The sequence below is a fragment of the Chryseobacterium capnotolerans genome (assembly GCF_021278965.1).
Lineage (GTDB): Bacteria > Bacteroidota > Bacteroidia > Flavobacteriales > Weeksellaceae > Chryseobacterium > Chryseobacterium capnotolerans.
The window spans coordinates 1,223,159-1,240,225 of sequence record NZ_CP065589.1 but is presented as its reverse complement, the minus strand read 5'-3'; the positions used below and the strand labels follow the sequence as shown (position 1 = coordinate 1,240,225).

10 protein-coding genes and 1 pseudogene are annotated in these 17,067 nt (G+C 36.9%); 5 read left to right on the top strand and 6 right to left on the bottom strand.

Annotated features, from left to right (window positions below):
- Window positions 1–163 precede the first annotated feature (163 nt).
- Both H5J24_RS05760 and H5J24_RS05755 read right to left on the bottom strand, forming a co-directional pair.
- Window positions 164–2,524, bottom strand: a complete 2,361-nt coding sequence (locus H5J24_RS05760) for a TonB-dependent receptor (protein ID WP_068944007.1) — start codon at window positions 2,522–2,524, stop codon at window positions 164–166.
- 476 nt (window positions 2,525–3,000) lie between these two features.
- On the bottom strand, window positions 3,001–5,121 hold the full coding sequence (locus tag H5J24_RS05755) for a type IA DNA topoisomerase (protein WP_068944008.1): 2,121 nt from the start codon (window positions 5,119–5,121) through the stop codon (window positions 3,001–3,003).
- A 734-nt stretch (window positions 5,122–5,855) separates the two neighbouring features.
- Here H5J24_RS05755 and H5J24_RS05750 point away from each other — a divergent pair.
- The 5 genes and pseudogenes from H5J24_RS05750 (at window position 5,856) to H5J24_RS05730 (ending at window position 12,043) form a co-directional block, all read left to right on the top strand.
- Window positions 5,856–6,854, top strand: a complete 999-nt coding sequence (locus H5J24_RS05750; protein ID WP_068944009.1) for an EamA family transporter — start codon at window positions 5,856–5,858, stop codon at window positions 6,852–6,854.
- 18 nt (window positions 6,855–6,872) lie between these two features.
- Window positions 6,873–7,901, top strand: coding sequence for a methionine ABC transporter ATP-binding protein (locus tag H5J24_RS05745; RefSeq protein WP_068944010.1), 1,029 nt, complete (start codon window positions 6,873–6,875; stop codon window positions 7,899–7,901).
- Window positions 7,894–8,550, top strand: coding sequence for a methionine ABC transporter permease MetI (gene metI, locus H5J24_RS05740; protein ID WP_068944011.1), 657 nt, complete (start codon window positions 7,894–7,896; stop codon window positions 8,548–8,550). The genes H5J24_RS05745 and metI overlap by 8 nt, the downstream gene beginning before the upstream one ends.
- A gap of 91 nt (window positions 8,551–8,641) precedes the next feature.
- Entirely contained in the window at window positions 8,642–9,448 is an 807-nt protein-coding gene (gene metQ / locus H5J24_RS05735; protein WP_068944012.1) for a methionine ABC transporter substrate-binding lipoprotein MetQ, read from the top strand.
- A gap of 337 nt (window positions 9,449–9,785) precedes the next feature.
- A pseudogene (locus tag H5J24_RS05730) lies at window positions 9,786–12,043 on the top strand (glycoside hydrolase family 3 C-terminal domain-containing protein).
- A gap of 486 nt (window positions 12,044–12,529) precedes the next feature.
- On the opposite strand, the gene H5J24_RS05725 reads toward H5J24_RS05730, so the two are convergent.
- The 4 genes from H5J24_RS05725 to H5J24_RS05710 all read right to left on the bottom strand — a co-directional run bounded on the left by H5J24_RS05725 (window position 12,530) and on the right by H5J24_RS05710 (window position 17,061).
- On the bottom strand, window positions 12,530–13,126 hold the full coding sequence (locus H5J24_RS05725; RefSeq protein ID WP_232816116.1) for a hypothetical protein: 597 nt from the start codon (window positions 13,124–13,126) through the stop codon (window positions 12,530–12,532).
- Window positions 13,044–14,714, bottom strand: coding sequence for an outer membrane beta-barrel protein (locus tag H5J24_RS05720; RefSeq protein ID WP_232816115.1), 1,671 nt, complete (start codon window positions 14,712–14,714; stop codon window positions 13,044–13,046). Before H5J24_RS05720 ends, H5J24_RS05725 begins: the two co-directional genes overlap by 83 nt.
- Before the next feature lie 322 nt (window positions 14,715–15,036).
- Window positions 15,037–15,591 carry a DUF2652 domain-containing protein gene (locus H5J24_RS05715; RefSeq protein ID WP_068944015.1) on the bottom strand — a complete coding sequence of 185 codons (555 nt, stop codon included), beginning with the start codon at window positions 15,589–15,591 and terminating at the stop codon, window positions 15,037–15,039.
- A 57-nt stretch (window positions 15,592–15,648) separates the two neighbouring features.
- Window positions 15,649–17,061, bottom strand: coding sequence for an efflux transporter outer membrane subunit (locus H5J24_RS05710; protein WP_068944016.1), 1,413 nt, complete (start codon window positions 17,059–17,061; stop codon window positions 15,649–15,651).
- Between the last annotated feature and the right edge of the window lie 6 nt (window positions 17,062–17,067).

The following is a 17,067-nucleotide window of genomic DNA, read 5'->3' as shown; positions in this document are numbered from 1 at the left end:
GAACGGTATTAGGCCAGCTTCCTAATGCGGAAAGCAGAAAATATTTATAGTCTTTTTCACCACTTCCGGAATCCCCGTAATCTGGTTCATTTTCACAACTTATAATGGTTAAACATGCGAGTAGTAAAAATATACTGTTTCTGAAATATTGTGTCATGATCTTTTACTTAAATAGGTATCTGAATTTTATATAGAAAGCACGTCCCTGCTTCTGAAGTTTGAAATTGTCATATGCCAGTGCATCGCTAAGGTTGGTAACATCGAATGCTACATTATATCTTCCGCTTTTCATAGAATAGCTGATACCAATGTTATGCAGCGTTTGTCTTGGGATAATCGGAATATTCCTTGGGTTTCCATAGGTTTTCCAGTTTTTGTAGAACCATTCAGTCATCTGCAGACCGTAGTAAAGCTCTACACGGCTTTCTTTCTGAAACCAATCATCCTTACCAATGCTTACATTCAAATTTCCAAATAGCCAAGGCTGATTCGGGACATCTTTTTCATAAGTTGCTGAAATGACATCATTACTGTTGTTAGCAAATTTTGTATTGTCATAAGATTTGTTGTAGCTCACATTCATTAATACATTCAGGAATCTTTTGTATTGATAACTTAGTTCTCCTTCCAATCCACGGGTAAAAATATTGGACAGGTTTTCATATTTGAAGGTACTGTTATACAAATTAGGAACAGTGTAAATAAAATCCTTTGTATCACGGATGTATCCTGCTCCCTCAATACGAAAAGCATGCTGCCCCCAATGGTGACTGAAGTACAACCCTACATTTACATTATTACTAGTTTCAGGTTTAAGATTCATATTACTGGTTACCGCAACTCCATCTCCGAAAATTTCTTGTGGTTCCACCAAACGATAAGAACGTTCGAATGATCCTTTTATTCCCAATCCTTGGGTAATCTTCACTGTTGTGGCAAAACCGTAGCCCCAATTACTAAAATTATCCTTTACCGGATTATCGGTTCTCGTTACCGGTTCAAAAACCATTTTCTGAAGTCCTACACTGTAATATTTACCAAAGAAAATATTAGTCCAGTGCTTATTGAAGAATTCCTGTTGATAAGCCATAGACAAAATCTGTTTGGTCATTTTAGCAGGGGGCACATCTTTTTTCTCCTCTTCAAGTTGATTGAACGTGGTATTCTTAAGATAATCGAGTACATAATTGAAAATAAGCTTATGATGATCAACGATTCTGTAAGTTGCTCCTACTTGTGAGTAAAGACGGTCTTCGTGCTGCATGATGATGCTTCTGCCTCCTTTTTCACTGGTAGCGGAAGCTACATATGTACCATCCCAACTGTATTTACGCATAAGGGTATCGGTTGCTTTCTGAACACTTTTAGAGAAACCTGCATACACATTCACATCCAGATGATCATTGAAAAGGTTCGCTTTTTTATACTTCATAAAGTAATTTTGAGCTTCCCCGTTTTGTTTTACTCCACCATAAACAACGTCCTGATTAGAGCCTGTCTGTATCTGCTTGTCGAAAACTGATTGAGATGCACCAACAAAGAAGGAATCTGCCCAGCTTTTGTTTTCTAACCCAATTTCAGCCATTCCAAAAACAGACTGATACCGGTCGTTAAAACGTTTTAGATTTCTGAGTTCATATTCGTTTTTTGCTGCGTTCCATATTTTCATATCCTTCATCAGATAGCTGTTATCCGAGTGGTTATAAAAACTGTTGACGCGTAATATCAGCCCTGTTTTATCATCTTTAAACTGCCCGTTCAAGTTGATACGCTGGGTATTGAAAGACCCTAAACTTATTCCGGCATCCAGATAATTTTTACTGCTGGAAGGCGTAATGATATTTACAGCACCTCCCATTGCATCAGTACTCAGATGAATAGGAACCACTCCTTTATAAATTTCTACACGATCGGCCATATTTACAGGCAATGTACTCAGGTCTACTCCTTTCCCCAGCATTTCCAGGGGAACACCATCGATAAAAAACTTCACCGCTTTACCAGACATTCCATTGATCGAAAAGTTATAATCAGAACCTACACCACCCTGCTGACGGACTTTAATTCCGGTGGTTCTGTTCAAAACCTGATTAAGATCGGCGGTGGTATTTGCTAATTTGGCTACATCTATAGCATTCACAGTAAAAGCACCGTCCTGCAGTGCTTTCACTTTACCTTTGCCGTGTACTATAACTTCTTTTACAACCGAGTGATCCTCTGCCAGTAAAATGCTTACCGGAGATACTTCACTATTGAAGTTTACTTTCTTTCTGAACTTTTTATAGCCATCCAGGCTGAAGATCAATATCGCTTCTCCTTTGTTATAACTAATCCTGAAATTTCCGTTTTGATCGGTTTGTGTTTTAATTTTTGTGTTTTCTACAGAGATGGATACTCCGCCTAATCCTTGTTTGATGTTATTCTGTACAACTCCCTGAACTGCAAAACCAGTGTCTTGTGCTTTGATGTGAGAAATGGAAAGTGTAAAAATGAGAAAGATAAAAATACGTTGATATAATTTCATTATTTATAATTATTATAAATAGCAAAATTAAAGGTTACCTATGAATCCCCAAAGAAAAAGGCTTCTTTATTTTTAATTATTCTAATTAGTGTTATTATTTTCTCAATATACTTAAAATCAAACAAAACATAAACAACTACAAATCAACGAACAACATTAAAAAAATTCTAAATCAACTTTTGGCGGCATGAAAAAAATCATCTAAAAAACAAAAAATAACTTTATGAATTCACAATAATCTCCTGAAATTCTGGTAAAAAAATAATCTGAAATTGATTTTATAGACTTAAAGTGTCATTGCTTTATATCATCTTACAGACACTTGAATACGGAGAGATAAGTACACTTTAGATGAAAATATGAAAATCAAATTTCATAAAACGCTGGAGAACTTTATATGCTCAAAGTATATAACTTCTAGTAGCTTAGGTGTTAAAGCTTTTGTAACTTTTCTGTCTAGCATAAAGCTGGCAGTATCAGCTAAGCTGTACCTGGAAATCATCTGGTAAAGAAAGTACACCTTCTGTAAGTCCTTCCGGATGGGTGCTAAAGCCTTTCAATTTAGACGTTTTACCTTTTAAAACAAGATCTAAAAGCTGTTTATCTGAAAGCTTTTTGCCAAAGATTTCAAAGGTTATCTTAAACCCACAATTTTTAAAGTCAGAACATCCCACTGCAGTTTTCCCTTTGATCAGATTATGTTCCTTGCATTTCGGGCACTTTGTTTCTTCCCAGGACTGAAGTTCTTTTTTCTGGGCAGGTTCTCTCTTTTTCTTTTCCTTCACCTCTTCTTGCTCTTCGCTCTGCAGGGTAATGACTTTCCCTTTTCCGTAAACAACTTTATCCGTAAGTTCTGTTACCATCTGGATCAGTTCTTCTTTGAAAAGGTTGGCTTCATACTCTCCTTTTTCAATTTTACGAAGTTTAGATTCCCATTCACCGGTCAGTTCCGGGCTCTTTAAAAGTTCGTCTTCAATGGTATCAATCAGCTGAATACCTGTTTGGGTGGCAATCAGGTTTTTACGTTTCTTTTCAATATATTTTCTTTTGAAAAGGGTTTCTATGATGTTGGCACGGGTAGATGGTCTTCCAATCCCGTTATTCTTCAGCATTTCACGTAACTCTTCATCTTCCACCTGTTTTCCGGCAGTTTCCATTGCTCTCAGCAAGGTTGCTTCAGTGTAAGGCTTTGGAGGGGTGGTCTTTCCCTGATGAATCATAGGATCGTGAGGCCCGGTTTCCCCAACAACAAATTCAGGAATGGTTTGTTCCTCTTCTTTTTCTTTATCAGTAGATTCTTCTTTGGGCTCTTTAGCGTATACAGTTCTCCATCCCGGTTCCAGAATCTGTCTTCCGCTGGTTTTGAAAGGAATAGTTCCTACTTTACCTTCTACTAAAGTATTTGAAATTTTACATTCCGGATAGAAAACAGCAATAAAACGTTTTGCGATCAGGTCATAGATCAGCTTTTCTTCCCTGCTCAGATTTTGAGAAGGAGGAACTTCCGTAGGAATGATCGCATGGTGATCGGTTACTTTGGTATCGTCAAATACTGCCTTTGATTTTGGAATCGGAGCTTCCAGTAAAGGAGCAATCAATTCCTGATAAGGATACATTTTTTTTAGAATCCCTTCTATTTTCGGATATAAACTGTCTGATAAGTAGGTTGTATCAACACGCGGATAGGTTACATGCTTCTTTTCATAAAGACTTTGAACATAGTTCAAGGTATTTTCTGCAGAATACCCATATTTTTTATTGGCTTCAACCTGCAATCCGGTCAGGTCAAAAAGCCTTGGATTCTTTTCTTTTCCTTCTTTAATTTCGAAAGAAACAATCTCAAATGGGTTTACTTTAAGGTATTCTAGCCCTTTTTCTGCTCTTTCTAAAGTTTTAAGACGATCAATCGCCGCATTGAAAATTACATCACGGTATTTGGTTTTCAGTTCCCAATATTCTTCTGTGGTAAAGGCATCAATTTCTTTCTGACGCTGAACCAGCATGGCCAATGTAGGTGTCTGTACTCTTCCAATGGAAAGTACCGCTTTATTACCACCAAATTTCTTGGTAAAAAGTCTTGTCGCATTGATTCCCAACAGCCAGTCTCCTATTGCTCTGGCATTTCCGGCCAGGTATAGATTTTTATAATCTTCTGCCGGTTTAAGGCTTGCAAACCCTTCTTTAATAGCATCTTCCGTCAAAGAAGAGATCCATAAACGCTGAACGGGTTTGTTGCATTTTGCTTTCTGCAATACCCAACGCTGGATGAGTTCTCCCTCCTGCCCGGCATCCCCGCAGTTGATGACCTCATCACATTCTTCGACCAATCTTTCAATTACTTTAAACTGATTTTCAACCCCTTTATTCGGGATCAGCTTTATTCCAAAACTGCTGGGAATAATCGGCAGTGAAAATAAATTCCAGGATTTGAATTGTGGTCCGTAATCGTGAGGTTCTTTCAGGGTACAAAGGTGCCCGAATGTCCATGTTACGCAATAGCCATTTCCTTCCATATAGCCCTGTTTAGATGCAGTAGCACCTAACACTTTGGCAATATCTCTGGCAACACTTGGCTTTTCGGCAATACATAATTTCATGAACTCGGGTTTAATGAAGGAGTGCAAAAATCGGGATTTTTTTTGACTTTAGCTAATTAAGTTCACACTTCAAAGTTGATCAATTATTTTTCGAGTTTCAAGAAAACTAATAGTCGAAAGGAAATTTTGAAATAGGAACTACAAACAATTATTTAAATTATACTATTAATCTGTCTGCTTATAATTTTTTTAAAATTCATATATCATAAATTCATACAGATTAGAAATGGTTAATACTAAGTAAAAGATAAAGCTCAATATTCCCGCTCAAACTCAATTAAAAAAAATTACGCAATTCACAAAAAATCCAATTTATTTTACCTTATTCACAACATAAAAAACTCAAAAATTTATTTAAAAATGAATCAAAAAATGGAAAAATAAATTTCAATGATGATAAAATATAAAATCATAAAAATTTAAAACACTGAAAACAAACACTATAATACATTAACAATAATTTAATATTCAAAAACCCTACTTTTTTAGTGGACTAATAAAATTTATATTATATATTTGCAAACGTATTCAGGAAATAAAATAAAATGAGCACAAAAATAACAAATACCACAACCAATATACACATCATTAAAAACATGATGAAGAATATGTGTATGCATGTGCATCAAGAATACTGTGGGTGACCTTACTTTTAATATGACATACTTTCGAAGGCCCTACCGAGTTGTAGGGCCTTTTTATATTTAAAAACCAAAACATTAAAAAAAATAAAAATGAACAATTCTAAAAACAAATGGCTGGTTCCATTGGCATTTACAAACATCTATGTAATATGGGGGATTACGTTTTTAGCTATTTCATTTGGCTTGAAAGGTTTTCCACCGTTCATTCTTTCGGGATTAAGATTTCTGGTAGCGGGGATTTTGATGATCGGATATCTTCTGTCTAAAGGAGAAAAAGCAAATTCCTTGATTAACTGGAAAAAAAACGCAATCACCGGAGTTCTTATTCTTACTGGCGGAACAGGCCTTGTAGCTTGGGGAGAACAATATGTAACCGCTTCTGAAGCTGCGATCTCTATAGCAACCGGACCTTTCTGGTTTATTGCCATTGACAGAAAAAACTGGAAATATTATTTCTCAGATAAATTTATTCCGATTGGATTAGCAATTGGTTTTGTAGGATTGATCTTTTTCTTAAAAGGAAGTGTACATTCAACTGCTGCACATGCCGCTGCTGATCCTCAACTTCGTATTATTGCTTTTGTGGTATTGGGATTAAGTTCTATTGCATGGGTTTTAGGGTCTTTATATTCCAAGAAAAATCCTGCCTCACAATCTACCTTTATGAATATTGCCCAACAACTTATTGTAGCAGGAGCGGCTGCTTTTCTAGTCGCTTTATTCAGAGGGGAATTTACTGATTTTTCGGTCTCAAACGTCCCTGTATCGGCATGGGCAGGTGTTCTGTTTTTGATCTTCTTTGGATCGATAGTCGCTTATTTGTCGTACATTTGGCTGTTGTCTGTGAAACCCGCTGCATTGGTAAGCACCCATACCTATATTAATCCTATTGTAACGGTTATTGCCGGATGGCTTGTGGCTAATCAAAGTATCAATGGAGGCCAGTTATATGGTTTGGCAATCATATTGCTGGGGGTATTGCTGACCAATGTGACCAAGTATTTTAAACTTTCAAAACGGTCTAAGGTCAAAATCAGAAGAGTGAGAAGATTTTTTAACAGGACAGGCAAGAGATATCAGCCTATTTAAATAGTATAAAACATCAGAATGATAGAAATCAAAAATATATCAAAAACATTCTACCAGAAGAAACAGGCTTTCAAGGCATTGGATCAGGTAAGCCTTAATATTGACAAAGGAGATATTGTGGGAATTATAGGGTTTTCCGGTGCCGGAAAAAGTACCCTGATCCGTACCGTCAATCTGCTGGAAAGACCGGATGAAGGACAGATCATTATTAATGGAAGAGATTTCACTCAATTAAGTTCAAAACAGCTTGCTGACGAACGTAAAAAAATAGGAATGATCTTCCAGCATTTTAATCTTCTTTCTTCAAGAACTGTTTTTGATAATGTAGCACTTCCCCTGGAGCTGGATCACATCAGCAAAGATCAAATCAATAAAAAAGTCAACGAATTACTGAAAATTGTAGGTCTTGAAGATAAAGCTAATGATTACCCCAAAAGTCTTTCCGGAGGCCAGAAACAAAGAGTGGCCATTGCAAGGGCTCTAGCCAATGATCCTCACCTGCTGCTTTGTGATGAAGCAACCAGTGCACTGGATCCGGTGACCACTCAATCTATTTTACAGCTGCTAAAGGATATTAATGTGAGATTAGGGATTACAATCCTTCTGATTACCCATGAAATGGATGTCATTAAAGCAGTTTGTAACCACGTTGCCGTAATCGACAAAGGAAAACTATTAGCCAAAGGAACTTTAAGTGAGATCATTTCAAACCGGGAAAATCCGGTGATCCAACAATTTATAAATTCAGACGTCATGACCCTGCCACAGGAACTCAATATCAGACTACAGAAAGAGCCAAAAGATGGCTTATTTCCACTGGTCGAAATAGAACTTAGCGAAAATATTAGTGTTGAACAGATTCTTTCGGCATTATACAATGAGCATAAAATCCCATACAAACTTTTGAAAGCAGATGTAGAATATTTTGGGAATTCTAATTTTGGTAAACTACTTTTGCAACTTCAAGGAGAGGCTGAGGAAAACCAAAAAGCCATTTATTATTTTAATCAGAATAAAATTCAAAATACAATAAAAGGATATGCTTAGTGATGCGGTACTTGCCCTTTTGGCAAAAGGAACCTGGGAAACGGTTTATATGACATTTGTGTCCGGATTTTTTGGATTTGTTTTAGGGCTTCCGGTGGGGATTCTGCTATTTTTAACAAGAAAAGGGCAACTGTTGGAAAATGTAACCTATTACAGAGCATTATCCATTATCGTGAATATTTTCCGTGCGATCCCTTTCATTATTTTAATTGTGTGGATGATTCCTTTCACAAGGATTTTGGCCGGAACATCTATTGGAGTGAATGCCGCATTGGTTCCATTAAGTGTAGGTGCTGCTCCTTTTATTGCAAGATTGGTTGAAAACAGCCTTATCGAAGTTCCTCACGGATTAATAGAAACAGCAAGAGCATTAGGAGCTTCCCCTTTTCAGATCATTAGAAAAGTTTTACTTCCGGAAGCGCTTCCTTCATTAATTAATAATGCTACCATTACTTTGATCACATTAGTAGGTTACTCTGCAATGGGAGGTGCCGTAGGTGCCGGTGGATTAGGCCAGGTTGGATATCAGTATGGATATATCGGGTATGATATTGTCATCATGAATACAGTACTGATCTTATTGGTGCTTTTGGTGTTTATTATCCAGTTTATGGGAGACAGACTTTCTAAGAGGTTTGACCATAGATGAGTTTGAGGGTTATAGAGTTTTAGAGTAAGAGAGATGGTTTTGCTTTTGTGATTTGACTATTTTAACTCCTTTACAAATTAAAAAGAATAGAATGAAAAAAATAAAGATTTTAGGTTTAATTGCTGCGGGAGTACTGCTTTTTAGTGCTTGTTCAGGGAGAAAGGATGATCCTAATTTTATCAGGGTTGGAATTACTTACGGACCAGAGCAGGAAGTAGCTGAAGTAGCTAAAAAGGTAGCGAAGGAAAAATATAACCTTGAAGTAGAACTTATTCCTTTCAATGATTATGTAGTTCCCAATGAAGCTTTGGTGAATGGAGACATTGATGCAAATGCTTTTCAACATGCCCCTTATTTAACAGAGCAGTCAAAGCAAAGAGGATACAATCTTGCAATCGTAGGAAATACATTTGTCTACCCTATTGTGGCGTATTCAAAGAAGATCCAAAATATCAGTCAGCTTCAAAATGAGAGCACAATTGTAATTCCTAATGACCCTACCAATGGGGGGCGTTCTTTACTTCTATTGCAGAAAAACGGACTCCTCAAACTAAAAGCAGGAGTTGGGCTACTTCCAAAGGTTACTGACATCATAGAGAATCCGAAACAGTTAAAAATTATGGAGATTGAAGGGGCACAGATCCCAAGGGTTTTGGATGACAGAGATGTTGTAGTAGGGATCATCAACAATAATTTCGCGGCACAGGCCGGATTGGATTCGGAAAAGCAAGGAATATTCAAAGAAGATAAAGATTCACCCTATGTTAACCTTGTCGTAGCAAGACAGGATAACAAAAACAGCCAGAAAGTAAAAACCTTCGTTAAAGCTTACCAGTCTGATGAAGTGGAAAAGAAAGCCCTTGAAGTTTTTCAGGGAGGAGCTGTGAAAGGATGGTAATCATGTTTGAGTGTGGGAGAGTATGAGAGTTTCGGGACTCTGAGTTCAAAGTTTAAGATTTAATGTTCAAAGTTATTATCCCTTCATTCCTGATTGACGATTCATTTGCGAAGCAAAATTGATTATTGACATATAATGCTTCTATACCGCTTGTCTCCCATCTATTAGTCTATCATCTCTTCGTCTATTCTCTTTTAATCTCTCTCCACAGTTCTACCTTCTAAAAAATCTGTCACAAATCTGTAGGCAGTTTTTTTATGCCTTAAAATTTATTTTCTCAATTTGAGATAATATAAAATTTTTGCTTATTTTTGCTTCAATCCAATAAAAAGGCAATATGTTAAAGAAAACCGCCATTGTAAGTTTATTCACCCTTATTTCTGTTTCTTATATGGCTCAGAACAATACTCCCGTTTATTTAGATGAATCAAAACCTGTAGAACAACGTATTCAGGATGCCCTTTCCAGAATGACTCTGGAGGAAAAAGTAGCAATGCTTCACGCACAGTCAAAATTCAGTTCACCCGGTGTTCCAAGATTAGGAATTCCGGAATTCTGGACCACTGACGGTCCGCATGGGGTACGTCCTGAAGTAATGTGGGACGAATGGGATCAAGCCGGATGGACCAATGATTCCATTATCGCCTACCCTGCCCTGACTGCTTTGTCTGCTACCTGGAATAAGAAAATGTCCTGGAACTACGGTAAAGCATTAGGAGAAGAAGCCCGATATAGAAAGAAAGATATTCTTTTAGGACCTGGAGTAAATATCTACAGAACCCCTCTGAATGGGAGAAACTTTGAATATATGGGAGAAGATCCTTATCTGACTTCAAAGATGGTTGTTCCTTATATCAAAGGGGTACAATCTAATGGGGTAGCGACTTCTGTAAAACATTTTGCTCTGAACAATCAGGAAATGTTCCGCCATACCAGCAATGTAAATGTGGATGACAGAACATTATATGAAATTTACCTGCCTCCATTCAAAGCAGCAGTGACAGAAGGAGATTCGTGGACAATTATGGGGGCTTATGATATGTACAAAGGTCAGTATGCCAGCCAGAATCAATATCTTTTAAATGATATTCTGAAAAAAGAATGGAATTATAAAGGTGTGGTAGTTTCAGACTGGGGAGCGGTTAACAATACTGAACAGGCTATCCATAACGGCTTGGATCTTGAATTCGGATCCTGGACCAATGGCCTTTCTGCCGGAACTAAAAATGCCTATGATAATTATTATCTGGCAAAACCATACCTTGACCTGATTAAAGCAGGAAAAGTGGGAACTAAAGAGCTTGATGATAAGGTAACCAGACTGCTTCGCCTTGCTTATAAAACCACTATGAACAGAAACAAGCCTTTCGGAAATGTAGCTTCTGAGGAGCATAAAGCAGTAGCTAAGGAAATTGGAGAAGAAGGAATTGTTTTGTTAAAGAATCAAGGAAATGTACTTCCTATTGATCTTAACAAGGCTAAAAAAATTGCTGTTATTGGTGAAAATGCCATCAAGATTATGACTGTGGGCGGTGGCTCATCTTCATTAAAAGTAAAATATGAAACCCTTCCTTTAGACGGAATAAAATCAAGATTTGGAAAACAATCTGATGTCCAGTATGCCAGAGGATATGTAGGAGACATAGGTGGTGAATATAACGGAGTAAAATCCGGACAGGACTTGAAAGATACCCGTTCTGAAGCTGAACTTCTAAATGAAGCTGTAGCATTAGCCAAAAAATCCGACTATGTCATTTTCGTGGGCGGATTGAATAAAGCCGACTTTCAGGACAGTGAAGGAAACGACAGAAAAAGCTATGGATTACCATATAATCAGGATAACGTCATTAGAGCTTTAGCCAAAGCAAATAAAAATCTGGCTGTAGTTCTGGTTTCCGGAAATGCTGTAGCGATGCCTTGGATCAAAGAAGTACCAACCGTTTTACAATCATGGTATCTAGGTTCTGAAGCCGGGAATTCCATTGCTTCTGTTTTAGCCGGTGATGCCAACCCATCAGGAAAACTTCCGTTTACGTTCCCTGTAAAGCTTGAAGATAATTCTGCCCATCAGCTTGGAGAATATCCTGGTCAGAAAGATGAATTGGCCGCAGGGAAAGGAAAAGATCAGAAAAACCCGATCAATATCACTTACAACGAAGGGATATTTGTAGGATACCGCTGGCATGATACCAAAAACATCAAACCTCTTTTCAGCTTCGGGCATGGATTAAGCTACACAACTTTTGAGTTCGGAAAAGCTAAAGCAGATAAAAACACCTTATCACTAAACGATACCATCACTTTTACGGTAACAGTTAAAAATACAGGAAAAAAGCCGGAGCAGAAGTTGCCCAGCTTTACATCTCTGATTTAAAATCATCTGTACCACGCCCTGCCAAAGAATTGAAAGGGTTTGAAAAAGTATTTTTAAATCCCGGAGAGGAAAAAGAAGTAACCTTTACCATTGATAAGTCTGCATTAAGTTTCTTTGATGCCCAAAAACACGACTGGGTAGCTGAACCCGGTGATTTTGAAGCTCAAATAGGAAATTCTTCGGATGCCATCAAAACAAAAATAAAGTTTACGTTGAAATAGTAAACGATGGAAGATGGAAACATGAAGATGGAAGTTACTATTTGACGCCAACTCATCTATCTAATTAATTTTGTAGAATTTTGAGCAGGTTTCTTTTTTGAAGCCTGCTTTTTTTGTTTCTCTCGCAGATCAAGCTGATCACGCAGATTTTTCAGATAAAACGTAAAGAAATTTTGTTGAACCGCTTTATTCAAAGGAAGCTAAGAAGTGCGACAAGTCGCTGATGAAGCAGTATGATTAATCATGCGCTTAGAAAGAATCAATGAAATTAATTTTCTCTTCGCTTCCTTACAATATGACATCAGAATATTTTAGATCTTTGCGTTAAAAAAAATTAATAAGCAAGTCTTTAAAAGATCTCCCACAGATTTCACAAATTACGCAGATTTTTTCTCTATGCCCCTATGTGATTATAAAAAATACAGCATTGAAAATAAAAAATAAAGGTTTCAAATTGAAACCTTTATTTTTTATTGAACTAACTTTTTATTTTGCTCCTCCGGCATTTTTCTCAACATCTGTTTTGGTATTTTCCTTCACCTTCTGGTTTCCGAAACGCTTTACAAAAGTAACATTCACTCCATACCAATCCCATAATTCATATCTTCTGACCGTTCCGCCCTGATTGTAAGTAATATCATCAGAATAAGGTCTTTTAAAAATATTCATCAGCTGTATACTGGCTTCCATTTGAGTTTTAGGGAATATTTTGGTGATGGAAATATTATGGAATACATTGGTATTATTTGCCTGTGTATTTCCGTTATTCTGATTGGAAATTTCCATCCAGGCACTCACGTTAACATTCTTATTGAACAAGTTCGTATAAGAAAGATTGGCAGAACCGCCCCAATAATTGATATATGCTCTCCCTCCGATATCATTTTTCAAATTAAAATCATGATTATCAATATAGTACCAACCAAACCCAACGTTCAGATTTAGCTTATTTTTAAGAAAATTCTGATTGGTATTGGCAAAAATATAATACTTTTCAACTCTACCATTGAAGTTGCCAGGATAAGATACGTTTCTTCCGCCTTCGCTTGTGTACGTGGTCCAATAATCCTGGTTGGTGTGCATATATCTTGCAGAGATAAAATACTTTTTTCAGGATTCCAAACTTCAGATAAAGCCTGTCGTTTGGGTTTGGGTTCAAATCCATATTTCCTCTGGAATAGGTTCCGTCAATGGATGGAGTTAAAAAAGGATTGAACTCAGAATACCAGGGTCTCCATATTTTGCGGTCATAAGTAAGGCTCAGATCATATTTATCTGAGAAACTATATTTCAGTAATAAGTTAGGAAGAAAAGTACCATAACCATCTTTTCTTTCGGTTCCTGCTACATCCTGTCTTACTCTAAAATCAATATATTCATATCGAAGCCCTATTCTGGTTTCCAACTTCTTGAAAAACGTTTTACTGTAGTTGGCATATACCGAAGTGATATTATCTTCATAATGGAACTTATCTTTTGTAGAAAGGTCTGTATATTCAGCAGTTCCCAGACTGTATCCATAAAGATTATTAGGAATAATGTGGTTGTTAAGTTCTGTCTTTGCTCCAACTTCAATAGTACCCCAGGATTTTCCTAATGGCTGGGTGTAGTCTACCTTCAGATAATAATTACGCATCTGGGCATTGTTTATGGATCCTATTTCCTTAATCTTAGAATCATCCACAATGGTTTTATTGATGAGTTCATTGTTATCGTTTCCGGAATAATTAGTCCCTAGATTAATATCCAGAATTCTGTTTTTTTCTTTGTCATAATACTTATAAAAAACATTGGTTCCCAGGTTACGATAAAAGCCGTTAGCATTTTGGGCCTGATGATAATCTATAAATTTTTTTTTATCATAATCATACTCTTTTCCATCCGTATTGGACCATGATAAGTTTCGGCTCTGAAAAAGCTCCATAACAAGTCCGATATTATTTTTATCATTCAGTTCAAATTCAGAAGTAGAGGAAAGCGAGGGAGTTTCACTTTTGGAAATGGTTTCATAGCTTAGATCTCTGTTCAAGGTATTATCAGCATAAAATACCAGATTACTGGAACCTTTTTGTACGTAATTATTATTGGCATAACTGCCAATCAGGGTCTGAGTAAATTTCTTCTTATGATAATTCAGGTTAAAATTAGAATACTGTGTATTTTTTGTACCAATTCTGTTACTTAGCGAAATACTTCCTTTCAATCCTTCATCATCACGTTTCTTCAATACAATATTGATCACGGAACCGGTAGCTTCGTATCTTGAAGACGGGCTGGTAATAACTTCAATCTTCAGTAGATTATCTGCCGGAATGGTTTTAAGATATTCCTTTAATTCTTTTCCTGTAAAAACTGATTTTCTATCATTGATATATACGGTTACCGACTGTCCTTCCGCCTTTATAGCATCACTATTATCAATACTTACCAGAGGGGTCATTCTCAAAACATCCCAAGTTGTATTTCCAGCTACAATAGCACTGTTGGCCACATTAAAAACAGTTCGGTCTACTTTAGACTCTACGGTTGGTTTTCTTGCCACAATGGTAACCGCCTCTATCTCTTTTGCATTTCCCTTTACAGTATCCTTAGCAGCCGGATCTGGTGCCTGTGTCTGAGCCAGCGCCAGAGAACCTGTTAATGCTGCTATAGAAAATAATATTCTTTTCATGTGAAATCTTAGTTTTATCTATAAGACCACTATACCGTAACATTTGTTACATCAAAAAAAATTAAGAAACGAAATAAACCTCTAGATTTTAACAGTTTACAAGATTCAATTTTAGAAATAATTTAAAAAACATCAACTATAAATACAAAATAAACAACCAAAACATCTTATCACAAACATATATACAATAAATTCACAGTGATAATAATTTTCATTAACCAAACTTTAACATATTTATTTTTATTTTACCCATAAAAAAGCCCGGATCTTACCCGGGCCGCTAGCAATAGCAAATTTACAAGGATTAAAAAATAAAAATATGCTAGATTGTATTTTCAAAATAATGAATCATACCCACCTCTGGCAGGTGAAGTTGGTCTTTATTAAAATCAGCTTCCTCATTATTTGTATTTTCTAAAAAAGAATTACTGAATAATGCATACGAAGGCTTCTCTGCCCAGCCATTTTTCAAGAGCTGATGAGCCTCCACAATAGGTTTACCATACAACTTTCTGAAATTCCCGATATTATATTGCGAAAAAGCCCCATAGTGAACAATAAACTTCAGTGACAAATCTATTGTCGTACTTAAATTTTTACTCAATTCTTTTATTTTTCCATTGAATGCATTACGCATTTTCCATAGCATCTTGGAAATACTGTGATATGATGGGTTTTCGTCATAACGATAAAACAAAATAGCATCCCCTTCAATTTCAGAAATTTCAAAGTACTGATCGTTCACATCAATCAGCGTAGATAGTAGTTGTCTTACAATATATTCTCCTGTATAAAGTTTGGTATTGAACACAAATTCGGTAAATCCGCTGAAATCCGGAATTAAAATGATTCCCTCCTGTATACCTGTATTCTTCATAATGATCTTGGATTAAAAACCTGCTGCATCTAAAGACGAAGCAGGTTTAATTTTACTTTATTGCCATCCGCCACCTACGGAGCGATACAGCGCAGTGATTGCATTCAATCGTTGAGCTTTCAGAGAAGCCAGTTCCAATTCAGCAGTAAGCTTATTGGTTTGAGCCATGATCACTTCTACATACGTTGCTGAATTGTATTTGAATAACACATCAGCTTTTTTCACCGCCTCATTAGATTTCACGACCAGCCCTTCAGCAATTTTCTGCTGTTCTTCCAGCTTTTGAATCTGTACTAACGCATCAGAAACCTCTCCTACCGCCTTCAATACCGATTGTTTAAAACCTATTTCCGCCTGGTCAGCCAATACTTTAGACTGTTCGTACTGGGTTTTCAGCTGTTTTCCGTTTAAAATAGGCTGAGCAATAGCTCCGGCAGCCATTCCGAAAAGAGACCCCGGAATACTGAACCATTTGCTGATCTGAAAGGCATTCACTCCGCCCTGAGCTGTAATATTCAAAGATGGATACATGCTCATTTTAGCAACATGAATTGCCGCTGCACTTTTCCTCACTTCCAACTCAGCAGTTTTTATATCAGGTCTGTAGCTCAATAATTCCGATGGAATTCCTGCCGAAATATGATCCGGAGACTGTACATTATTCAGGCTTGCACTTCTCTCAATTTTCCCAGGCATAGAACCCGTTAAAATACTTAATGCATTTTCCTGTGTAGCCACAGAACTTTCAATCGCCGGAATCGTTTTCAGAATCTGATCTTTTACAATTTCCTGCTGTTGTACCGCTAAGGCTGTTGTTAATCCCAACTCCTGTTGTTTCACCAAGAATTTCAAGGTATTATCAGCATACGTCAGATTAGACTTTGTAATTTCCAACTGAGTATCCAGCATCAAAAGATTATAATACCCCTGAACTACAGCAGCTACCACTTGTGTCTTTACCGCCTTTGCTGCCTCCTGGGTTTTAAGATAGTCTGCCAATGCCTGCTCCTTTCTTCCTTTAATCTTTCCCCAGATATCAGCTTCCCACGAAAAATTAAGTGCTGCTGTATAATCTTCTGTATACCTTTTTCCCATAAACTGTCTGCCCATCATTCCGTTCATGCTATTGTCAGATGACCTGCTGATATTAGCATTGGCAGTAGCATTGATGGTAGGAATATTCCCCCACTTGCTTTGATCGTATGCTAATGAAGCAAATTCTATTTGTTTTAAAGCGACCTGCAGATCATTATTCTGAACCATCGCTTTATCAATGAGCCCTATCAGAACCGGATCTTTGAAAAAATCTTTGTAACCGATTTTTGCGACATTCTCATTCTGCTCTACCACAACACTGTCACTTCTGAAAGCATCAGGCATCTTCACTTCCGGCTGTTTATACTTCTGAACTCCGCATGAAACAGCTGTTCCTGAAATGAATGCGATATACGCTATATTTTTAATTTTCATTGTTAA